This is a genomic window from Thiothrix nivea DSM 5205 (assembly GCF_000260135.1).
GTDB lineage: Bacteria > Pseudomonadota > Gammaproteobacteria > Thiotrichales > Thiotrichaceae > Thiothrix > Thiothrix nivea.
The window spans coordinates 1824327-1845260 of record NZ_JH651384.1; the positions used below are offsets into that span (position 1 = coordinate 1824327).

The following is a 20934-nucleotide window of genomic DNA, read 5'->3' on the forward strand; positions in this document are numbered from 1 at the left end:
CAGTCTGCATAAACAAAATATTAAAACCCGGTATTCCCTTGCCCGTTTTCAACCCTAAGCTTCATTACGCCCATACTGATCCATAAAGCGCACAATATCATCTTCCCCCAAATAACTACCGGATTGAACTTCTATCAGCTCAAGTGGCACTTTTCCGGGATTGGCTAAACGGTGGACACTGCCCAGCGGTATATAGGTAGATTGGTTTTCAGTCAGAAGGAAGGTTTTGTCATCACAAGTCACCTCAGCCGTACCTTTTACCACAATCCAGTGTTCCGCCCGGTGATGGTGTTTTTGCAATGACAGTTTTGCGCCTGGGTTGACCGTGATGCGCTTGACCTGGAAACGATCGCCGAGATCCAGTGAGTCGTAACATCCCCACGGACGGTTGACCAGGCAATGGACAATGGCCTCTTCCCGCCCTTCTTTTTCCAAGGTTGATACAATGTGCTTGACATCCTGCGCCCTGTCCCGGTGTGTAACCAGCATGGCATCGCGGGTTTCTACCACGATCAGGTCATCTACGCCCAATACACTGACCAAACGTTCTTCCGCAAAGACCAAGTTATTGTGGGCTTCATGAGTCATGACATTGCCACGCAATACATTGTTTGCGCTGTCACGTTCGCTGATTTCCCAGATAGCCGACCACGCACCAACATCATTCCAGCCCGCATCCAAAGGCAAGGTAGCAGCATGGTGGGTATGCTCCATCACCGCATAATCAATCGAGTCTGAAGGGCAGGCTGCAAAAGCGCCGACATCCAAACGCACGAAATCGAGGTCGCGTTGCGCCAGCTGGAGGGTTTTCCGGCTGGCATCCAGAATAGCGGGCTTGTAGGTTTCCAGTTCCCGCAGGAAAACACTGGCCTTGAACATGAAGATCCCGGAATTCCACAAATGCCGACCATCATCCAAGTATTGCTGGGCGGTTGGCGCGTCGGGTTTCTCCGCGAACGCTGCCACCCGTCGTGCAGCAGTGAACCCGGCAATCAGTTCCCCTTGTTCAATATAACCGTACCCGGTCTCGGGTCTGTCTGGCGTGATACCAAATGTCACCAGATAACCGGCTTCTGCCAGAGCATGCCCTTGGGTGACCGCTTTCAGGAAAGCATCCTGCCCAGGAATGACATGATCGGCAGGCAATACCAGCATGACCGGATCCCAACCAGAACCATATTGCTCAGACTTATCTAGCAGATGTAATGCGGCAACCGCCACGGCTGGTGCGGTATTGCGCCCAACCGGCTCCAACAGGATACCCTGGTGCGGATGATCAATTTCATGCAATTGCTCCGCTACCATGAAACGGTGGTTTTCATTGCATACCACAACCAGCGGTTGCTTGCCTGGAATCCCTCCGAGCCGCTCCACCGTGGACTGGAACAGCGTAGTATTAGTCTCCACCAGCGGCAGGAACTGTTTGGGGCGCAGCTTGCGCGATACCGGCCACAACCGTGAGCCTGAACCACCTGACAGCACAACAGGGACAATGGGGGTTGACATTTTATACCTTAAATATTCATCAAAAGTCGATTATAGCTTATTGGGCAAACACTTACCCATGGTAGATATAGTCAAGGATGTCCCGGGCAGCAAAGAATTCAACCTTGGCATAAGGCCGTAAGTTAGCCGTCAACTGGGCAATGTTCTGGATTGAATCCGCGACATGCTCCACCTTGTCGCACACCGCGCACAAGCTGTTGGAGCCGACATAACCCGCCAATTCCGTCTGGTGTTTATCCGCCCTTTCCGTATTAGGCACCACTAACACAGGCTTCCGGTATTCAAGCAGCATAAAAATGGTGCCTGCTCCCGCGTGGGTCACGAAATAGTCGTAATCCCCTAGTTTTTGCTTCAGGTCAGCATCAAAGGCAAAATATTTTTTATGGCAAGGTAAATACTTGCCCTCCCCCGTTTGCAGGACAATTTCGTAATCATTTTCCAGTTCACGGGCTGCATCAATGCTTTTCACCAAGGAATCGAAGCCTGTAGTGCCGGTAATGACCAATATACGTTTTTTATTATAAACGCCCTGCGAATTCAGCATTTGGATACAATTCCTTCAAAGATTCATTTTGCACAAAAAACTTTGTACTGAACGGCTTACAAGCTTTGCCCGACAGGCTTTTACTGCTAAACCTGCACCAGTCCTCAAAAAATATCCGCTTTTTGACGTTCAGCAACTTGCACACCATAAAAGCGGGTATGCATATGCCGGGTCCAAACCCTATCACCGCTTGTGGTTTGTACTTCCTGACCAGTTTTGCTGACAAATACATCCCTTCCAGATAGGAATACAGAAAGCCAACAGGGCTAAATGCATGATTTTTATGACGCATAGGCGTTGTCCAGTAAAAATCCTGCATACCTGTTTTATTGATGGACTCTGAGTCTGTCAGATGAACAAACTGAATGTTCTTGTCAAGCAACTGCATTTGCTCCATAAGGCGGATAGCTTGGGCCTGATGCCCCCCCTCTCCGTACACAAGCAATATATTTACCTGTTTCATACTGGTTTCCCCGGATTCTCGCCAATACCAACAAAACTGAAAACTCGATCCCCATGCGGCCAAATTCACCATAAAATGGCATCATGAAGCAGGATGACACAAACATTGCCGCGAGGATAATGCTGAACTCATTTCTATGTTGCCGATAGATTGCAAGTACTGCGTATAAAAAGATTGCAAACAAAAATAAATAGACAAAACCATACTTATATAAATTCCCCGCCAGACCAATGTCATAGGTGTAAATATTGATCCCGAAATATTGCTTGAAGCCACCGTCAAACTGAAGGGAAAGATGCCCGTGCGGTATAAACCAGTCGGCAATGACCTTATTGAAGACAAGCCGGAACTCCATGTTTCTGTACATATCATAGAATGCGACAGGCTCCCCAAACAGGAAGCTGTAGAGGTAATACAAAAAATATGCACATAAAAAGAAAACTGGCACAGCCACCATCAGCATAAGATTAAACTCCTTACGCCCACGCATCAGCCCGATAAAAACCAACATCAAGACACCCAGCGCCGCCAAGGAACGGGTCTGATTAATAAACACCATATAGAGCACTAGCAATATAACAGGCAAGAGTGCCTTCAGGTATTGTTTCCTTGCCAGCAGGAAAAACGGATATAGAAATACAATAATTGAGCCGTTGATAAAGCGGGTTTCAAAGCGCTCATCCAGTGACTGGAATCCCTCGGCAAACTGTTCCTTATGGACGGAAAAAGAGAACCCCTGATGCCTCGGAACAAGGTCAAATGCATTTAAGGTCGCCCAAATCAAGGCAACCCAAAAAACGATTTTCAATACCTTCTCAATATCAATGGAAGTGTAGTGTCTCCCCCCAAGCACCAACATGGCAAGGAAACTGGAAAAATACAGCAGGCTACGGCGTTCTTCCAAAATCCCAAACTGAAACGGCTGCGCAAAATAGAGGTATGAAGACAGGATCGGTATAAAAAACACCAACAAAGCCAACAGCAGCACTGACCAGTCAATATTTCCCAACAGGTGGCGGCGCATGGCCAAGATATACAAGAAGCTAGCAATGGAAACTGCTGCAAGGCTTTCCTGAAAAAATACCACACCATAGCGATGGTCGTCACTTAGGAAAAACAACCCTGACATGGCAAGCAGCAGCAACCCCAAGATCACCTTGTCGGCAACAGAAGCTGCTGCTTCCGTCATGATTTCCCCATTCAGCAGGAGTATTCTGGATGACATCTTTGTTTCCTACCTTGCTTCCACACCAAACCACATTTTTAGCACATCACCGAAGCAGAAAGCTGTCCCGGGAATGGCCAAACATCGTGTTTTTCTTGTTATGTATATTCAGTTTTAATCTAAATAGTTGCCAAAATCTCAAGCGGAAGGCACATCGGCGACGGGTTTATGACCCGGAACCACGGCGGCAAACGCATACTTGGCGGATGAGTAAGCGGCTTTAAGTACCAACCCAACCCGGGTTTTCCAGTCCAGCCGACTGGAAATCGCGGTAACAAACAGCTCCCACCAAATTTCAGAGCCCCTGACGACTTTATCAATCAACTTAACGCTGGACGCCTCTTTCATGTAGCTGGAATTGGCATAATAGCGGTAAAGCTTGAGCGGGGCGTCAATGGAGGCAATTTTACCTTTGACAGCAACCTGGGCAAGAAAAGGCACTTCCAAGCTAAACACCAGATTTTTCCAAATGTGCTCCGGCAAATGGCAACTCTGTACAATTTCCGTCCGGTACATGCCGTAAAAGCAGTCATACAATTTGTGCCCTGGATACTGGAAGAACAATAAACGCTTGCTTTCCCAGTCCGCGTTAACATCGTCAATGCGGATGGAATCCAGCTTGTTAACCTTGACCGGCTGGCCACTCTCTGAAATGTACTTCAGGTCAGCCATGACCAGCGCCAACTCAGGATCCCGCTCCAGCTGTTCCACCAGCTTGCCGACAAATTCCTTTTCACACATGTCATCGGAAGCCGTCCACATGAAATATTTGCCGCGCGCTTCCTTCATCACAAAGTTGAAGTTACCCAACAAACCCAGATTACGGGGTTGCCGGATATAGCGGATGCGCGCATCGTTCGCGGCATATTGCCGACAAACAGCCTCTGTCCCATCCGTGGAGCCATTATCGGAAATAATGATCTCAAAATCAGTAAAGGTCTGGGCCAGCAAGGATTCCAACGTTTTGGGGATTAATGCCTCCCGGTTATAAACCGGCAAACCAATACTCACTAATGGCGTTTTGCTTGTTGTCATGCCACGGCTTCCCCCGCTGCTTGTTCATAAGCATGGATTTGCACCAGACTGGCCGTTGCCATATCTTCACCCCGCCGCCAGGCATGATGCCATTCCAAGGTATTTTGCAGAGCCTCAGGCAAGCGCCAGCGTGGATGCCACCCCAGTTGGGCTTTGGCTTTGGAGCTATCCAGCCGCAGCATATTGGCTTCATGCGGCTGCGGACTGACATCACACTGCCAACTAGAACCCGGAGTCTGCGAGCAAAGGTGCTCAACGATCCATTTCACCGGGCGGGCATCACCTTCATCCGGCCCGAAATTCCAGCCCTCCGCAAATGCCCCACCCTCTTGATGCATTTTCTCCGCCAGGGTCAGATAGCCTGACAGCGGTTCCAGCACATGTTGCCATGGGCGGACAGCACCCGGAGAACGGATGGTGATCGGTGTACCCGCATCCATTGCCCGCAAGAAATCAGGAATCAGCCGGTCAGCTGCCCAGTCACCGCCGCCGATGACGTTCCCGGCACGGACACTGGCCAAATGTATGCTAGCCTTCTCAAGAAACGAGCTGCGGTAGGCTGATGTCACCAGTTCGGCACATGCCTTACTGCTGGAATAAGGATCATGCCCCCCCATTGCCTCATTTTCACGGTACGGCCAAACCCACTCACGGTTTTCATAACACTTGTCAGTCGTGATATTGACCACCGTGCGTACACTAGGTGTCTGGCGGACGGCTTCCAGTAGATTGATCGTCCCCATCACATTGACCGCATAGGTTTCAACCGGAGCCACGTAGGAATAACGCACGAGTGGCTGGGCAGCCAAATGGAAAACGATCTCCGGCTGGCAACTTTCAACCGCATGGCTCAGGGCTGCGGCATCCCGCAAATCGCCCACCACGTTGCTGCTGATATGCTCTGCCACCTTGCAGACCGAGAAAAAACTGGGAGTGGTGGGTGGTTCCAGCGCATAACCATGCACTTCGGCCCCCATGTCAGCCAGCCACAACGCCAGCCAGCCACCCTTAAAACCGGTATGGCCGGTTACAAAAACACGTTTGCCTTGCCAGAAATCACGCATCATGCCACACCTTCCATGGCGCTTTGCCTGAAGACCACAAACTTTCCAGTTGATGCTTTTCACGCAGCGTATCCATAGGCTGCCAGAAACCGGAATGATGGAATGCCATCACCTGCTCCATCGCCACCAGACGTTGCATCGGCTCAGCTTCCCACATCTCCATGTCGTTATGTACCGCCTCCAGGCACTTGGGTGATAGCACGAAGAAACCGCCATTCACCAAGCCATCGCTGTGAGGTTTTTCTTCAAAGCTCATTAGGCGATTGCCGTCCAGCTGCAATACCCCATAACGCCCGGAACGCTCCACCGCAGTCATGGTCACCCAGTGGCCATGTTGTTTGTGGAACTGGATGGACGCGCTAATATCCACATCGCCAACACCATCACCATAGGTAAAACAGAATGCCTCCTCATCCTTGAGATACTCGGCCACCCGCTTCAGACGGCCACCGGTATAGGTTTCTTTGCCGGTATCCACCAACGTTACCCGCCACGGCTCGGCTGTCTGGCGGTGTACTTCCATCTGGTTATTGCTCATATCAAAGGTTACGTCTGCTGTGTGCAAGAAATAGTTGGCAAAATATTCCTTGATCACATAGCCCTTGTACCCACAACAGATAATGAAGTCATTAACCCCATGCGCTGAATAAATTTTCATAATATGCCAAAGGATTGGCATCCCGCCTATTTCAACCATCGGTTTTGGCTTGTTGGTTGTTTCTTCTGATAATCTTGTCCCAAGCCCGCCTGCAAGAATGACTGCTTTCATGATTGTTCCTTTCGTTTCTAAGCCTGAATTTATAGTTAGGGTTTATGAGTTAAAAAGTACTCGTCTTGCTCTGCCCGCAACCGGTCACACAGACGGTCTGCTGGAAGCTCAACGTCAGCATAGGTAATGGGGTAGTCTTTCGGTACATCCCTACGCATACGGCAACCATCACTCAGCCCCATTGGCAGCAGGTTTTCCTGTCGGCTGATGTCGGCATTTTCTGCCGCACCATAACACGTAAAACCACCGATGCCGTCCAGCGTTTCACCTGCTTTCAGGTCGCGCTTGGCCAATGTAATGACATCCACAACCGGTGCACCAAGAGGAGCCACTGCCGCATCCCCAAACAGGACTGCACGCGCCACGGTCAAAGGCACTTCCAGATGGCACAGATGATAAGGGGTATAAAAAACATACAGAGGGCCATCGCCCATTTTGTAATATTTCAGGTATTGCTGCTGGATGGGGTTGTCATTATAGCCAAGGACAAAGACGCCTGGCGTGCGTTGCGCACCCAGCACATAATCCACCAGCCCGGTTTCCAGCATTTGCTCCAGAGGGAACAAGCCTGCCGCATCGTTAACCTCTGCGCACGGTGGGCCATACATGCCACGCTGGCCAACCTTGAAGCCAGTCGCATTGGCTACTACCGCCATTTCCATCGAAATTTTAGTACCATCCGCAAATGATGTCACCATCCGTGGCTTCTGGTTATACTGCTCCGCATAAGCACGCTGGGTTTCCGGCGTCCGGTAAGGATCTTGCAAGCCTTTAATATTACCAGCCAGGACTGGACGGCAACCGATGCTTTTGGCATAGCGGAGCAGATTCATGACAACACCGGGCTGATCCCCATCCACATTGGTCATGACCACGCCCGCGCGGTCTGCATACACTTTCAGGATGGGGCCAACAGTGGCATCCAGCTCAGCATTCATCAAAATGATATGCTTATGGTTTTCAATCGCTGCCATCGCGACATGGGCACTGAATTCCACGTCGCCTGTTGCCTCAACGACCGCATCCACATACTGGGACTTACAGACCAGCGAAGGGTCACTGGTAACAACATATTTGCCCGCTGCCAGCAGAGTTTCCACTTCATCAAAGGAATTGCCGACATAAACCTCCTCGACACCTGCCTGCTGATAAGCCCGCTTCGCCTCAGCCAAGGTACGGTTTACAACGGCCACCAGCTTCATGCCCGGCAACCCCTGCAAGATTTGCAAGGCAACACCGCGCCCCATGTAACCAGCCCCGACAATGGCGACCCTTACTGGACGCCCTTCCTGTTGCCGCTGCTCCAACGCCGTATCAACGATTATCATTGAACACTCCCGAACATTAGTAAAAAAGTTTAAGCGTCTTACATACCTGCTGGCAGGTAGTCAGGCCAAGATCCATCCTTGTCCGAAACGGAAGCAACCTCAAGTGGCCAAACAATTCCAAAGGCGGGGTCATTGTAACGGGCACCACGCTCATACTGCGGGGCATAAAATTCAGAAACCTGATAAAAAACTTCAGAATTATCTTCAAGTGTCTGATAACCGTGGGCGAAGCCAGCCGGGACATACAACATCTTGTGATTCTGCTCAGTCAACTCCACCCCAAACCACTGCATGTGTGTGGGAGAATCAGGGCGCAAATCCACAATCACATCGTAGATGGCACCCTTGGTGCAACGCACAAGCTTGACTTCGGCGGCAGGCTCAATCTGCCGGTGCATACCCCGCAGGGTTCCCCGGTATTTGTTGAATGAAATATTGCTTTGCGCCAGATTTGTGCTTAACCCAAGCTCTCCCATCTCGCGCTTGCACCAAACCCGCGCAAAAAAACCACGCTCGTCCTGAATGAACTGTGGCTCAATGACATATGCGCCACCCAAATTTGTTTCCGAAAAAATCATCGCTTTCCGCCCAATTTAAATTAATCAAAAGATTAAAAATAATTATAATAGAACATCAAAACGCTAACACCCACCACAGCACAATAGTAGACAAAAATCCGACAAAGGGTATCAGCACCTAAAACATATCCTGCACTGGAACTTCAACGTAGATAAAAACTGACAAGGCCAGCCCGCTCAGCATAAACATTCACCATCCTTTCGTCCCACTCGCAGGCAACAGGTTATCCTGCAAAAAAACCCTTGTCCTGTCGGCAAACGCCATCTTCAACGCCAACGCTTTCTTCTCCAAAAAGTGCCATGAGAGTACCGCCAGGAGCACAACCATCACACTGGACAACAGCATCAATTGCCAAATCGAAATATTGGGAATCAAGGCAACCAATGCCTGTTGTAAGGGAAATGCGTAGACATAAACGCCGTAAGAGTAATCCCCCAAGCGGTTATACTGCCGGATACTGCCAGCAGGCACGTAAGCAACATAAAATATGCAATAAGCCAAAACTATCGAATAAACAAGCGAAAAAGGAACAGAGTCATGGAACAAGGAAAAAATCAAAATTGCCAGCGCCACACCAAAAAGTGCCGATGACAAGTGGATGCACTCCCTGAACAAATAAAAAGCTGCACCAGTAAAAAACATGAAGGACAGAGGAAAAAAACGAACCATTTCAAATTCAAACCAACGCGCAGCCAACACGTACACACCTACAGGCAGGAGATAAGCCAACACCACACGCTTCATCCACACGACGCGCAGCCCCGGCAAGTGCATCAGCGGCACCCAAACATTTTTCTTCCTCCCGGTAGCATCCGTTTTCCGAAAGGAGTGTCGCCCCCACCCCACCATAATCCAGAAAATCGCCAGCTGCGCATACATCAAGACTTCGAATGTGATAGTCCACAAGGATCCATTTACAACACCCGCATACGGATTGCCTTCAAAAACACCCGGCAACAGGAAGCTGAACCCAATAAACGGCAGCAACCCACGCATCAGGTAAAACCAAGTATCCGGGTCAAGGAAATAGCCTGACAAGGGCAAGGTAGTGAAATAAGGCCCTAGGATAAAAGCACTTAGCACCAAAGCCACGATCAATGCAGGATAAATCCTCAACATTCGCGCCCAAATGAAATCAATCATCGACTTTCTGGATAACAAACTGGCTGTAATCAGGAACCCGCTGGTCACAAAGAACATATCGACAGCAATGTCACCTATCGTCATGCCTAGCATGGATAAAAGAGGCTCACTTTCCCTGGATCCACCCACCAAGGCAAAACAATGCGTCAGCAGGACTGAAAAAGCTGCCACCATGCGTATCAGGTTAAAATTATTATCACGTCCCTGAGCATAAGCTGATAATTTCATTATATCTTCCTTGGATTCACCCCATTTGCCACGCACTGGGGTTCTTCATTTTTGGGGCGGCCTCCTATATACAACCACCAAATCGACATTTAACCTCCGTTGTCATAAACACAACAGATATTGAGCATTCCCGCAAACTGGCGGGAGATAACTTCGGGGAAGGAATCAACTTTTTACCGACTGGAGCAGCAGCCTTCTCACTTTGGCTGCATAGATGAAGAAACCCACCATGAAAGTCAGGAAAATTATAACCTCACTCCAGTGCCATAATTCCATACCCAACCCCACAATAGCCAGAAATGCCGACAAAGTGCAGATTTTCAGAAGCACAACCTGTTTACTGTCGCCAACGGCCTGGAGAATATGATGCAGATGAGTGCGGTCTGCGGCAAACGGAGAACATTTATCCAACACTCTGTTAATGATGACTCGCGCCATATCCATCAAGGGAAATGCGATCAGCCACAGAGCAGTTGACGGCGAAAAGCTCACAGAACCCTTGCTATCAGGCTGGGTACCCTGAATCAACAACCATACGACCGTAAACCCGATCAGCATGGAACCCGTGTCACCCATGAAAACTTTTCTAAACTTGACCGGGGGAAGCCCAAGGTTTGCCATCAGGTAAGGGACTAGTGCGACCGACATGATTAAGGCCAGCTTCATGTTGTCTATGTCAGAATTGAGGTAGAATAGGAGACCAATGCTCAAAAAAGTAACCAGCGAAGAAACACCGAGCAAACCATCAATCCCATCAATCATGTTGAATGCATTGATTGCACCGATCACAGCAAGGACAGTCAACACATATCCAGCCACCCCCAAATCAACAACACCAAACCCAAAGATGTTGCCCAGCTGATGAATATACATGCCGCTGCCCGCACACATCAGTACAGCAATAACGCTTTGGGCCAGCAAACGGAATTTTGGCGACAGATCACCGGCATCATCCGCCACACCCAATGCCACGATGAGGCTACTACACAAAAGATATGTCACTGAGCTATCGTTGGGCGTCACAAACAGGGAGATGCCGAAAACCAGCCCCACATAAATCGACACCCCCCCTACCAAGGGAATGTGGCCATCATGGAACTTGCGATGACTGTTCGGCGCATCAACTAAACCAAACCTTTCCGCAACCGGGGTCAACAAAAGAATTGACAATGCTGACATCATTGAAACCAGCAAAACAATACCCGCAAAACTCATAGGAACCTCCTGTTCACAACCGCGCACCATAATTCCATATGGCGGGAATGTGCGTAATTACTGGACGCTACCGCCCTCCAGGCATTTCCCGGCATAGTGACATTATTTAAAAATTTCATTTTCAAAACCCGAACACTCATAAGCACCCGCCACTGACAGTAACAGACACACGAATCACTGACCAAGGGAGACTGACACCGACGCAGCTCAGAGTCACCAGATACCAGCTGCAACTTACGCCACTTGTCAAGTGAACAACAAACAACCGAGAGGCAGGAGCCACTTTTTTTTGCTCAAAGCAATTCTTCCATGCCTTTCACGCAAGATAAATTCTGCGAATCAATCCTGATATAAATAAAGTATAGCTATCGGCAACCATATAGCAACACTCAAGTAGCAAAAAAACATCAATATAAGTAAATTTAATTACGAAGCTACTTTTACTATTATTCCGGATGCTACCAGACACACAAAAGCCAAAACTTACTCTATTCTTTATAAGCTAAATGTATAAGAATAAATATTCTTAATGCCTTCCGACTGATTATAGCTTGCACACTTACAATTTCTGTTTATTTTTTAACTTTTTAGATTATTTTAACAATCATTAGTGCGAAAACATGCCATTAAGTAAAACAATTGATTTTATAGGTGGTTTCTTAAGCAGGCATTTTTGTCTCCCCTTAATACCCAGACGGACGCACCCACCTCTTGCAACAGAAACAGGAGTGCAGCTGTTCGCCTGTTCACGCTTCCCACAACCTGCATTAGCCCAGAAACAAGTAATATTATGCGAAAATAGCAATATTCATAAATTTTTGTTATAAATTCTCAGCAAACTGATGCCTTTGCTCATTAATTATCCAGTTATCTTATGCCACCTACCCTACACGCCGCCAAGCTGTTTTAACAAAGCCTCCTCACCCCCAAACACCTGCCAAGTAGCACACCAACAGACAATACCGTTAAAATGCGGCCAATGAATAGACATATAAAACGGCGTAACCATGGACAAACAAGATTCCCGCGTCATATCCCCGCAGAGTAACCGGGAGGAAGAGCGCACAGACGACAATATCCGCCCCCGCCGCCTTCAGGACTACATAGGCCAGCCGGTAGTACGGGAACAAATGGAAATATTCATCCATGCAGCCCGCCATCGTGGCGACGCGCTGGATCATGTTCTTATTTTCGGGCCACCAGGGCTGGGCAAAACGACCCTGTCCCACATCATCGCCCATGAAATGCACGCCAACCTGCGCCAGACATCCGGCCCCGTGCTGGAAAAGGCTGGCGACCTGGCCGCCCTGTTGACCAACCTCGAACCCCACGACCTCTTGTTCATTGACGAAATCCACCGCCTCAGCCCGATGGTGGAAGAAATCCTGTATCCCGCCATGGAAGACTTCCAGCTGGACATCATGATCGGCGAAGGCCCCGCCGCCCGTTCCATCAAGCTGGATCTGCCTCCCTTCACCCTGGTAGGCGCAACCACCCGCGCCGGCCTGCTGACATCACCCTTACGCGACCGTTTCGGCATCGTCCAGCGGCTAGAGTTTTACAACGAAACCGACCTCGCCTCCATCGTCATGCGCGCCTCCGGCATTATCGGTGCCAAACTGGACGCTGACGGCGCGCACGAAATTGCCCGGCGCTCACGCGGTACACCCAGGATAGCCAACCGCTTGCTGCGGCGGGTGCGGGATTACGCCCAAGTCAAGGGCGACGGCATGATCAACGCCGACATGGCGGACAAAGCCCTCAACATGTTGAACGTCGACCACCAGGGCTTTGACCACATGGACAGGCGGCTGCTGTTGGCCATCATGGAAAAATTTGACGGCGGCCCGGTCGGCGTCGACAGCCTGGCCGCCGCCATTGGCGAAGAACGCGGCACCATTGAAGACGTACTGGAACCCTTCCTCATCCAGCAAGGCTTCCTGATGCGCACACCCCGCGGCAGGGTAGCCACCCGCCATGCCTGGCAACACTTCGGGCTGACCATGCCGAGCCACCTCACATCCTTGGCTGACAGCAATAATACGGAAGGCTCCAACCTTGACCTGTTTGAATGAATTCACCCTCCCCGTTCGGGTCTATTACGAAGATACGGACGCAGGCGGCGTGGTCTACCACGCCAACTACCTGCGCTTCATGGAACGCGCCCGCACCGAATGGCTACGCACCCTGGGTTTCGAGCAAGACCAACTGGCCCGGGACATGGACATCGTGTTCGTCGTGGCCGGACTGGAAATCCGTTACCGCAAACCCGCCCGTTTCAACGACGCCCTGCTGGTCAGCGCAGCCATGGCCAAAACCGGGCGCACCCATATCCTGTTTGAACAAAAAATTTCCCGTATAAACACAGATAATTCACCTGAACTATTGACAACCGCTAGCGTCAAAGTAGTCTGTGTCGACTTGGGCACATTCCGTTCAACAACGATTCCAACAGGGATAAGGGAACTCCTTCAGTGACTACTGACCTTTCCATCTTCAAACTGATCATGGACGCCAGCCTGGTCGTCAAGATTGTCATGGCCTTGCTGGTGCTGGCCTCGCTGCTGTCGTGGACGCTGATGCTAGTCAAATCCGGTGCCATCAGCTCCACCCAGCGCAATGTGGCCAAATTCGAGGAACGTTTCTGGAGCGGCGTTTCCCTGAACTCCCTGTACGAAGAGTTGTCCCAGAAAGTGAACCGGCGTGGGCTGGAACGGATCTTTTTCGACGGCTTCCACGAATACAAACGCGCGCTCAACACCGACCCGGGGTCACGCCTGTCAGTGACGGATTCGGTACAGCGCGCGATGCGGGTAGCCGCCGCCAAGGAAGTCGATGACTTGGAGCAAAACCTGGCATTTCTGGCGACGGTAGGCTCCACCAGCCCCTACGTCGGCCTGTTTGGAACCGTGTGGGGAATCATGAACTCATTTATTTCACTGGGACAAATGCAGCAGGCAACCCTCGGGGTCGTTGCCCCCGGCATCGCCGAAGCGCTGATCGCTACTGCCATCGGCCTGTTCGCCGCGATACCGGCGGTTATCGGCTACAACCGCTTCAGCGACAAGATTGACCGGCTGGTGGTCAGCTACGACAACTTCCGCGAAGAATTCACCGCCCTGCTGGAACGCCATGCAGTGGCGCAAAGGAAAGCCGCATGAGCACGGCCTGCCGCCGCAAACGCCGCGCCATGTCGCAGATGAACGTGGTTCCTTATATTGACGTCATGCTGGTGCTGCTGGTCATTTTTATGGTCACTGCGCCGATGATGCAAACCGGCGTGGAAGTGGATGCGCCAGACGCACAGGCCGAACCACTGGAAACCGACAACCAGCAGGAACCGCTGACCATTTCGGTAGATGCGGGTGGGCATTATTTTCTGGATGACGGCTCCGAAGTGCCTGCCGACGGCATCACCAGCTATGTGAGTTCGCAACTGGATGAGAAGGCTGAACGCCCCATTTACGTCAGGGCGGACAGCACCGTGGAATACCGTTACCTGATGAGCGCCATGATAGCCGTACAAAAAGCAGGCGCGAAAAAGATTGGCCTGATGGCTGACCCAGCGCCTCCCGACCGGAACTGACGCACACAACCACAATGATCTGACAAGGGCTTGAACGAAAGGTCATGTTTAAAGAGATACGCAACAAACCACAAGCACTGCTATGGGCCATCCTGCTGCACGTTTTCATCGTGCTGATACTGCTGCTCAGTTTCAAACTGACCGAGCGCCCGGATACCAGCTCAAGTAATGTACCTGTACAAGTCGTCACCCCGGATGGCGCAGACTCACCCGAACCGACTGAGCAGGAGCAAGACCCTGCCCGCACCGCTCTGACAGCCAAGGAAAAAGACACCTCGCCCCCGCAACCCAGCGAGCAGGAACTGGCCGCCGAACAGGCTCGCCAGCAACAACAGGCCGAAGAGGAAGCCGCCCAGCAGAAAGCCACGCTAGCGGCGGAAGCCGAACGCAAAGCCGCGCTAGCTGAACAACAGAAGGCCGCCGCCGACAAAGCAAAAGCCGCTGCCCGCGCAGAAGCCGCCACCGACAAAGCAAAAGCCACTGCCCGCGCAGAAGCCGCTGCCGAAGAACGTGCCAAGGCCGAAGCCCGCCGCCGCGCCGAAGCCCGCGCTGAAACCCGCCGCCAAACGCTGGCAGAAGAAAAACGCCAGCAACTGGAAGCCGAACGCAAGAAAACCCAGGCTGCCAAAGCCAAAGCAGACGCAGCGGCCAAAGAACTGGCAGAAAAGAAAGCCCGCGAAAAAGCTGCTGCCAAAGCCAAGGCTGCTGCGGAAGCCAAAGCAGAAGCCAAGGCCAAGGCAGCCACCGAAGCCAAAGCGGAAGCCAAGGCAAAAGCCCTCGCCGAAGCCAAAGCAGCCGCCGAAGCAGAAGCCAAGGCCAAATCCGAAGCCCTTGCACGCAAGAAAGCTGCCGAGGAAGAAGCCAAACTGGCCGCCGACCGTGAGCGCTGGAAAGCCGCCGAAGCCAAACGCAAGGCCGCCGAGGAAGAAGCGCGCCGCGCTGCAGCTGCCGCCGCAGGCCCCAGCGCACGCGATCTCAGTTCCGCCCGCGCTGACTGGAAAGCCGCCGTCAACCGTAAAATCAGGGGCAACTGGAACAAACCTTCAGAGCGTTTCGGCATGTCGGCCACCATCCGCCTGGGGATCAGCAGTTCCGGTGGCATCCGCCGGTTCTCCCTGTCCTGTAATGGCAGCCCGGCTTTCTGTGAATCAATCAAGAACGCCGTCCATGGCGCAGCCCCTTTCCCCAGGCCACGCTACGAAGAGTTATATGGCGACACCCACGTAATCACAATGGATTAAATGGCAATGAAAATGAAAGCAACCTTATTCGCATCCGTTTTATTACTGGCAGGTCTTGGCCTGCCTGTGAGCCTCCCTGCGGAAGAATTGCACTCCCGGATTGACGTTGATGCAACCGCAGGCGAAACCAGCATACTGATCACCCCGTTCAGCCCACTATCGAAAGTCATTGAAGCCGACTTGCAACGCAGCGGGCGCTTTGCCCTGATGGATCCCGCCAAGGCGGGCGGCAATTTTTCCCCCGACGCCCTGCGCGCAACCGGCGCGGAATACGCCGTCGTCGGCAGCCATAACGGCGGCCTGGATTTCCAGATCATCAACCTGCGCAGTGGGCAATCTGCTGGTTCGTTCCGCATCCCCACACACCCCAACCAGCGGCGCATGGCGCACAAAGCTGCCGACCTGGTGTTTGAAAAGCTGACCGGGGTAAAAGGCGCGTTCGACACCCGTATTGCCTACGTTTCCGCCAGCGGCCCAGCTCGCAACCAGACCTACCAATTGATCGTGTCGGACTCCGACGGCTTCAACCCGCGCACCATCGTGTCTTCGCGCAAACCGGTGATGTCGCCTAGCTGGTCGCCGGATGCGCGCCAGCTGGCCTATGTGTCCTATGAAACCGGCCGTCCGGTGGTGTACGTGCAGGATCTGGCCTCCGGCGGCAAGCGCGCCATTTCCGACCCCAACCGTTCCAGCACCTCCCCTTCATGGTCGCCGGATGGCCGCTCCATTGCCTACAGCGTTTCCGACCGGGGCAATTACAACATCGTGGTGGCCAACGCCAACGGCGGCGGCGCGCGTCAAATCACCAACACCCGTGGCATCAACACCGAGCCACAATGGGTCAGCGGCAACACCCTGGTGTTCACCTCCGACCGCAGCGGGCAGCCACAGCTTTACCAGACTTCCGCGAATGGCGGCGGTGAAAACCGCATTTCCTTCAGCGGCGGCTATAACGCCGGGTCTAGCGTTGCGGGCAACACCGTGGCAATGGTGCGCCAAAGCGGCGGTACTTCCAAAATCACCCTGATGAATGCGGCCTCCAAAGAGGAGCGCACCATTTCACGCGGAACCCAGGACGATTCGCCCGCCATTTCCCCCAACGGCATGATGGTGCTGTACGCCACCGATGCGGGTGGGCGCGGTTCCCTGGCAGTGGCCAGCGACAACGGCAAAGCGCACCAAAGCCTCTATTCCCAGGCAGGCGATGTACGCGACCCGGCCTGGTCCCCCTATCTTGATTGATGACGAAACAGCGAGATGAATGTCATGAACATGAAAGTATTAGCATCCTCTGTACTGGCAGCGGCCATAGTTGTAACCGGCTGCGCCCCTCAAACCACGGCGACTGGCACCGGCGGCGTGGGCAGCGGCTATGGCACGGGCAATGGCACGGCTGGCGGAACTGACTACGGTTACGGCACGGGCGCGGGCGGCGGCGTCAATTACGGCCCTGGCAACGGCAGCAGCATTTACACCCCGGCGGAATTGAACAACCCCAGCAGCATCCTCGCACAACGGGTCATTTACTTCGATTTCGACAGCTCCAACATCAGGCCGGAATACATGAACGTGCTGAACGCGCACGCTTCCCTGCTGGCGGCCTACCCCAACCTGCGGGTGCGGCTGGAAGGCCATGCCGACGAGCGCGGTTCACGCGAATACAACGTCGCCCTGTCGGAACGCCGTGGCTATTCCGTCCTCGATTACATGCAGATCAAGGGCGTGCGCACCAACCAGATGGATGTGATCGGCTATGGCGAAGAAGTGCCTGCCGACTTCGGCCATAATGAAGCGGCATGGGGCAAAAACCGCCGCGTTGAAATCAAATACCCCGGAGAATAATCATGCGAAACACACTGAACCGTCGCGCGCTAGGCGTGCTGGCCGCTGCTGCGCTGGCCATGCCAGCAATGGCGGAACCGCTGCCGGATGAAGCCGCCGTCCAGTTACTGCAACGGGTCAATGAACTGGAACAGGAACTTCGTAACCTGCGCGGCGACAACGAAAAGCTACAAAACGAGCTGGAAACCCTGAAAAGCAAACAGCAGGAAAATTTCCAGCAAGTTGACGAACGTATCGACAACCTGAAAGAACCAGTCGTGGACAACGCGGCTGCCGACGACAGCACCGACAAACCTGCGCCAACCCCAGACAAAGGCGGCGATGCCGATGCACTTGGCAAAAGCGACCCGAACGGCTTCTACAGCTATGGCACCGGTAAGCTGGATGACAAAAACCTGGGGGTAGACAAACCAATAGACAAACCCGCAACGGATACGGACAAACCGGCAGGCACACCTGACCAGCCCGCCGCAACCACCACTGACACGGCTGAAAAAACTGACACTACAACTGCTGACAAGGCCAAGCTGCCGGAAGAAGAGGAACGCTCCGTCTACGACCAGGCATTCCAGACCCTGCTGCAAGACCCCAAGGAAGCTGTCCCTGAGTTCCGCGCCTTCCTCAAGGACTACCCTAACAGCTCACTCGCCCCCAGCGCCCAATACTGGGTAGGTGAAGCCCTGTACGCTGAAAAGGAATTCAAAAGCGCGGTTGAGGAATTCCTGGTGGTGCTGAAAGAGCACAAAGGCAGCGACAAAGCACCTGACGCTGCCCTCAAGCTCGGCTTCAGCTTTTATGAGCTGAAAGAGTGGGAAAAAGCCCGCAAAACCCTGGAAGATGTGATCACTTTCTTCCCGGACAATGCGGAAACCACCAAACTCGCCCAAGAACGCCTGGACAAGATGAAAGCTGAGGGGCATTAACGCCCCTCCCCGTTTTTCCACCATTCCCCGCACCTTCCGCTGCAAAATTCCAATTCTTTGCATATAGTTATCTGGCAAGGATGAAGATAAACAACAGCGGAGATACGCATGTTTGGAAAAAAATCCCCTAAATCCCCCCCTCTTCCCGACCTTCTGCAAGCCACACAGGCGGGGCAGGTAAGAACAGCGGCAGCGCGCCGTTTCCTGGAATTTTGCCAGCAGGATTACCTCACCCATACCAAAGCCGATGGTTTCGACCCACAGGTGTACCTTGATGCTGTGAAGCTGGTGCTCAACCGCCTTGAAGCCACCCGCCACATGGAGTAAACGGCATGATCATCACCTCCATTCACGCAGAAAATTTCCGCAAATACACCCAGTTGCAACTGGAAAACCTGCCCGGTCGCGGCCTGCTGGCCTTAGTGGGCGGTAACGAATCAGGCAAAAGCAGCATCGGCGACGCCATCCAGTTCGGCCTGTTCGGGCATACGGACAAGGTTCCCGCCGACGAAGCCGCAAAACTGATCCACTGGGGTGACGACAAGGCCAGCGTTGCTTTGCGCCTCCAGCACCGTGGGCATGAATACCGGCTGGTGCGCTCCATCGACAACGCGGGTAACATTGCCGCCACCCTGTTTTCCACCGAGGAAGAAACCACCCTGGCAGATACGCCCGAAGGGGTGGAACGCCAACTCAAGGCCCTGCTCGGCTATCATTACGCCGCTTTTGCCAAGGCCTTTTATTGGAGCCAGCAAAGCAATGGCAAGCACGATCAAGACAACGATAACCTGCGCGCACTGGCCGGGCTGAAGGAACATGCCCGCATCAGCAGCCAACTGGAACGCGAGCAGCAGGAACGCCTGATCACGCTGGAAGAACTGGAAACCAGACGCCAGCACACCCGGCACACCATCGACGCCCTGCACATCGACGAAGACCAGCTTCCCCACCTGAATGGCATTGCCAGCGACTTGGAAGAACACCAGCAACGCCTGTTGCTGCTGGGGGAAAAGCTCGACAAGGAATCCCTGGCCTACCCTGACAACCTGCAACGCTTCCAGAAAGCCGACCAGCGTAACCGCAAAATCTCGCGCTGGACTAAAATCACCCTGCTGGTTTTCGTGCTCGCCCTGCTGGCTGGCCTGTTCCTGATGTTTACCCCTGCATGGGGCAGCCGTGTCACTGCCTCCCTGAGTAGTGGAACCCAGGATTTCCTGGGCAAGGGGGCTATCCGCCTGGCCTCTGTGACAGCACTGATTGGCGCATTCCTGCTGATGTACGGCTGGTATGTGGACGTGCGCCACTTGCGCCCCTTGCAGAAACAGGCCAGAAACCTGACCGATGCCATGGATAACAGCCATCAGATTTGTACCCAGCCGGTTTCACGCCTGTTACAAACTGACAGCACCGATTACCTGCTGGCGAAACATCTGGATCTGCCGGACACCAGTAACGACCACACCGATATGGCTTCCGTACCCGATTGGCAACAGGCCGCCAGCCACTATCAGGCCAAGGCCCTGTATGTGCACAGTGCTGCTGACACCCTTAATATCGGGCTGGGCAACCGCAGGCAGGAGCTGGCAAACTATCTGGACATGATCAGGGCCGACATCCAGACCGAACAGCAGCATCTGCAACAGCGCAGCCAGTTGCGCAACCTGCTCCATCAGCAGGAGCAGGAGCAGGAACACGAACGCCGCGAACAGGTGGTGGCTTCCACTGCCATTGACCTGTTGCAGCGTGACGCCAGCCATTCAATCGAACGCTTCAACCAGTTGGTGAAAACCCGCTGCCCCGAATTCCTGCAACGCTACACCCAGTCGCACTACAAATCGCTGGAAATCCTGCCTGACTTCAGCCTCAAGATACTCTCCGAAGAAAAAGGTGACTTCCTGGATTTCAACGAAATATCCACCGGTACGCAGCGGCAGGTAACACTGGCCATGCGGGTCGCGCTGGCCACCGCGATGGCAGATGCCACCAAGGCCGACATGCAGATGCTGTTCCTAGATGAACCGTTTGCCTTCTTCGACCCCGAACGTGCTGGTGATACCCTGCAAAGCCTGCTGGAAACCAGCCAGGGAACGCTCAGCCAGATCTGGCTGACGGCGCAGACCAAACCGGATGACATCAAACTGGCGCAAGTCATCCACTGCCCACAGGGGAGTTCCGTGCTCAAGGCGTAAACGCTTTGTCGATTGATATTTCTCAAACTATAATGCCTCCTGCACACAGTTAGA

At 52.8% G+C, this 20934-nt stretch carries 21 protein-coding genes; 10 read left to right on the forward strand and 11 right to left on the reverse strand.

Translation table 11 applies throughout. From position 1 onward, the window contains the following. Nucleotides 1-54: 54 nt before the first annotated feature. The 11 genes from THINI_RS09115 to wecA form a co-directional block, all read right to left on the reverse strand. A complete protein-coding gene (locus THINI_RS09115; RefSeq protein ID WP_002708310.1) occupies nucleotides 55-1506 on the reverse strand; it encodes a mannose-1-phosphate guanylyltransferase/mannose-6-phosphate isomerase in 1452 nt (483 codons plus the stop codon). Nucleotides 1507-1558: 52 nt separating this feature from the next. Further along, complete coding sequence (gene pssE, locus THINI_RS09120) at nucleotides 1559-2050, reverse strand: PssE/Cps14G family polysaccharide biosynthesis glycosyltransferase (protein WP_002708311.1); 492 nt, start codon at nucleotides 2048-2050, stop codon at nucleotides 1559-1561. After that, nucleotides 2025-2438 carry a PssD/Cps14F family polysaccharide biosynthesis glycosyltransferase gene (pssD, locus tag THINI_RS23325; RefSeq protein WP_245536605.1) on the reverse strand — a complete coding sequence of 138 codons (414 nt, stop codon included), beginning with the start codon at nucleotides 2436-2438 and terminating at the stop codon, nucleotides 2025-2027. Before pssD ends, pssE begins: the two co-directional genes overlap by 26 nt. Next, nucleotides 2425-3702: a hypothetical protein gene (locus tag THINI_RS25645; protein ID WP_169314608.1), complete on the reverse strand. Its 1278-nt coding sequence runs from the start codon at nucleotides 3700-3702 to the stop codon at nucleotides 2425-2427. Before THINI_RS25645 ends, pssD begins: the two co-directional genes overlap by 14 nt. Before the next feature lie 174 nt (nucleotides 3703-3876). Continuing rightward, nucleotides 3877-4773, reverse strand: coding sequence for a glycosyltransferase family 2 protein (locus THINI_RS23330; protein ID WP_002708314.1), 897 nt, complete (start codon nucleotides 4771-4773; stop codon nucleotides 3877-3879). Next, complete coding sequence (gene rfbG, locus THINI_RS09140) at nucleotides 4770-5840, reverse strand: CDP-glucose 4,6-dehydratase (RefSeq protein WP_002708315.1); 1071 nt, start codon at nucleotides 5838-5840, stop codon at nucleotides 4770-4772. Before rfbG ends, THINI_RS23330 begins: the two co-directional genes overlap by 4 nt. Next, on the reverse strand, nucleotides 5830-6606 hold the full coding sequence (gene rfbF, locus THINI_RS09145; RefSeq protein WP_002708316.1) for a glucose-1-phosphate cytidylyltransferase: 777 nt from the start codon (nucleotides 6604-6606) through the stop codon (nucleotides 5830-5832). The genes rfbG and rfbF overlap by 11 nt, the downstream gene beginning before the upstream one ends. Before the next feature lie 35 nt (nucleotides 6607-6641). After that, nucleotides 6642-7934, reverse strand: coding sequence for an NAD(P)H-dependent oxidoreductase (locus THINI_RS09150; protein ID WP_002708317.1), 1293 nt, complete (start codon nucleotides 7932-7934; stop codon nucleotides 6642-6644). Between the two features lie 38 nt (nucleotides 7935-7972). After that, entirely contained in the window at nucleotides 7973-8512 is a 540-nt protein-coding gene (rfbC, locus tag THINI_RS09155) for a dTDP-4-dehydrorhamnose 3,5-epimerase (protein ID WP_002708318.1), read from the reverse strand. Between the two features lie 190 nt (nucleotides 8513-8702). Further along, entirely contained in the window at nucleotides 8703-9884 is a 1182-nt protein-coding gene (locus tag THINI_RS09160) for an acyltransferase family protein (protein ID WP_002708319.1), read from the reverse strand. Between the two features lie 165 nt (nucleotides 9885-10049). Beyond that, a complete protein-coding gene (gene wecA / locus THINI_RS09165; protein ID WP_002708320.1) occupies nucleotides 10050-11099 on the reverse strand; it encodes a UDP-N-acetylglucosamine--undecaprenyl-phosphate N-acetylglucosaminephosphotransferase in 1050 nt (349 codons plus the stop codon). Nucleotides 11100-12106: 1007 nt separating this feature from the next. Here wecA and ruvB point away from each other — a divergent pair. The 10 genes from ruvB (at nucleotide 12107) to THINI_RS09215 (ending at nucleotide 20880) form a co-directional block, all read left to right on the forward strand. Continuing rightward, nucleotides 12107-13174: a Holliday junction branch migration DNA helicase RuvB gene (gene ruvB, locus THINI_RS09170; protein ID WP_002708321.1), complete on the forward strand. Its 1068-nt coding sequence runs from the start codon at nucleotides 12107-12109 to the stop codon at nucleotides 13172-13174. Next, nucleotides 13158-13577: a tol-pal system-associated acyl-CoA thioesterase gene (gene ybgC, locus THINI_RS09175; RefSeq protein WP_002708322.1), complete on the forward strand. Its 420-nt coding sequence runs from the start codon at nucleotides 13158-13160 to the stop codon at nucleotides 13575-13577. Before ruvB ends, ybgC begins: the two co-directional genes overlap by 17 nt. Beyond that, a complete protein-coding gene (gene tolQ / locus THINI_RS09180) occupies nucleotides 13574-14260 on the forward strand; it encodes a protein TolQ (RefSeq protein WP_002708323.1) in 687 nt (228 codons plus the stop codon). Before ybgC ends, tolQ begins: the two co-directional genes overlap by 4 nt. Beyond that, on the forward strand, nucleotides 14257-14685 hold the full coding sequence (gene tolR, locus THINI_RS09185; RefSeq protein WP_002708324.1) for a protein TolR: 429 nt from the start codon (nucleotides 14257-14259) through the stop codon (nucleotides 14683-14685). The genes tolQ and tolR overlap by 4 nt, the downstream gene beginning before the upstream one ends. 44 nt (nucleotides 14686-14729) lie before the next feature. Further along, the gene (tolA, locus tag THINI_RS23335; RefSeq protein WP_002708325.1) at nucleotides 14730-15926 is read left to right on the forward strand and encodes a cell envelope integrity protein TolA; all 1197 of its coding nucleotides are present in this window, start codon (nucleotides 14730-14732) and stop codon (nucleotides 15924-15926) included. A 12-nt stretch (nucleotides 15927-15938) separates the two neighbouring features. Then, nucleotides 15939-17168: a Tol-Pal system beta propeller repeat protein TolB gene (gene tolB / locus THINI_RS09195; protein ID WP_245536606.1), complete on the forward strand. Its 1230-nt coding sequence runs from the start codon at nucleotides 15939-15941 to the stop codon at nucleotides 17166-17168. Nucleotides 17169-17198: 30 nt separating this feature from the next. Continuing rightward, on the forward strand, nucleotides 17199-17768 hold the full coding sequence (gene pal / locus THINI_RS09200; RefSeq protein WP_040840426.1) for a peptidoglycan-associated lipoprotein Pal: 570 nt from the start codon (nucleotides 17199-17201) through the stop codon (nucleotides 17766-17768). A 2-nt stretch (nucleotides 17769-17770) separates the two neighbouring features. Next, complete coding sequence (gene ybgF, locus THINI_RS23340) at nucleotides 17771-18691, forward strand: tol-pal system protein YbgF (RefSeq protein WP_002708328.1); 921 nt, start codon at nucleotides 17771-17773, stop codon at nucleotides 18689-18691. A gap of 108 nt (nucleotides 18692-18799) precedes the next feature. Continuing rightward, the gene (locus THINI_RS09210) at nucleotides 18800-19018 is read left to right on the forward strand and encodes a hypothetical protein (protein ID WP_002708329.1); all 219 of its coding nucleotides are present in this window, start codon (nucleotides 18800-18802) and stop codon (nucleotides 19016-19018) included. A gap of 5 nt (nucleotides 19019-19023) precedes the next feature. Further along, nucleotides 19024-20880 carry an AAA family ATPase gene (locus THINI_RS09215; protein WP_002708330.1) on the forward strand — a complete coding sequence of 619 codons (1857 nt, stop codon included), beginning with the start codon at nucleotides 19024-19026 and terminating at the stop codon, nucleotides 20878-20880. The last annotated feature ends 54 nt before the right edge of the window (nucleotides 20881-20934 follow it).

What these genes read in the sequence shown, in the direction of transcription:
- THINI_RS09115 (WP_002708310.1), bottom strand. Translation starts at nt 1,506, where the DNA reads ATGTCAACCCCCATTGTCCCTGTTGTGCTGTCAGGTGGTTCAGGCTCA.
- pssE (WP_002708311.1), bottom strand. Translation starts at nt 2,050, where the DNA reads ATGCTGAATTCGCAGGGCGTTTATAATAAAAAACGTATATTGGTCATT.
- pssD (WP_245536605.1), bottom strand. Translation starts at nt 2,438, where the DNA reads ATGCAGTTGCTTGACAAGAACATTCAGTTTGTTCATCTGACAGACTCA.
- THINI_RS25645 (WP_169314608.1), bottom strand. Translation starts at nt 3,702, where the DNA reads ATGACGGAAGCAGCAGCTTCTGTTGCCGACAAGGTGATCTTGGGGTTG.
- THINI_RS23330 (WP_002708314.1), bottom strand. Translation starts at nt 4,773, where the DNA reads ATGACAACAAGCAAAACGCCATTAGTGAGTATTGGTTTGCCGGTTTAT.
- rfbG (WP_002708315.1), bottom strand. Translation starts at nt 5,840, where the DNA reads ATGATGCGTGATTTCTGGCAAGGCAAACGTGTTTTTGTAACCGGCCAT.
- rfbF (WP_002708316.1), bottom strand. Translation starts at nt 6,606, where the DNA reads ATGAAAGCAGTCATTCTTGCAGGCGGGCTTGGGACAAGATTATCAGAA.
- THINI_RS09150 (WP_002708317.1), bottom strand. Translation starts at nt 7,934, where the DNA reads ATGATAATCGTTGATACGGCGTTGGAGCAGCGGCAACAGGAAGGGCGT.
- rfbC (WP_002708318.1), bottom strand. Translation starts at nt 8,512, where the DNA reads ATGATTTTTTCGGAAACAAATTTGGGTGGCGCATATGTCATTGAGCCA.
- THINI_RS09160 (WP_002708319.1), bottom strand. Translation starts at nt 9,884, where the DNA reads ATGAAATTATCAGCTTATGCTCAGGGACGTGATAATAATTTTAACCTG.
- wecA (WP_002708320.1), bottom strand. Translation starts at nt 11,099, where the DNA reads ATGAGTTTTGCGGGTATTGTTTTGCTGGTTTCAATGATGTCAGCATTG.
- ruvB (WP_002708321.1), top strand. Translation starts at nt 12,107, where the DNA reads ATGGACAAACAAGATTCCCGCGTCATATCCCCGCAGAGTAACCGGGAG.
- tolR (WP_002708324.1), top strand. Translation starts at nt 14,257, where the DNA reads ATGAGCACGGCCTGCCGCCGCAAACGCCGCGCCATGTCGCAGATGAAC.
- tolA (WP_002708325.1), top strand. Translation starts at nt 14,730, where the DNA reads ATGTTTAAAGAGATACGCAACAAACCACAAGCACTGCTATGGGCCATC.
- tolB (WP_245536606.1), top strand. Translation starts at nt 15,939, where the DNA reads ATGAAAGCAACCTTATTCGCATCCGTTTTATTACTGGCAGGTCTTGGC.
- pal (WP_040840426.1), top strand. Translation starts at nt 17,199, where the DNA reads ATGAAAGTATTAGCATCCTCTGTACTGGCAGCGGCCATAGTTGTAACC.
- ybgF (WP_002708328.1), top strand. Translation starts at nt 17,771, where the DNA reads ATGCGAAACACACTGAACCGTCGCGCGCTAGGCGTGCTGGCCGCTGCT.
- THINI_RS09210 (WP_002708329.1), top strand. Translation starts at nt 18,800, where the DNA reads ATGTTTGGAAAAAAATCCCCTAAATCCCCCCCTCTTCCCGACCTTCTG.
- THINI_RS09215 (WP_002708330.1), top strand. Translation starts at nt 19,024, where the DNA reads ATGATCATCACCTCCATTCACGCAGAAAATTTCCGCAAATACACCCAG.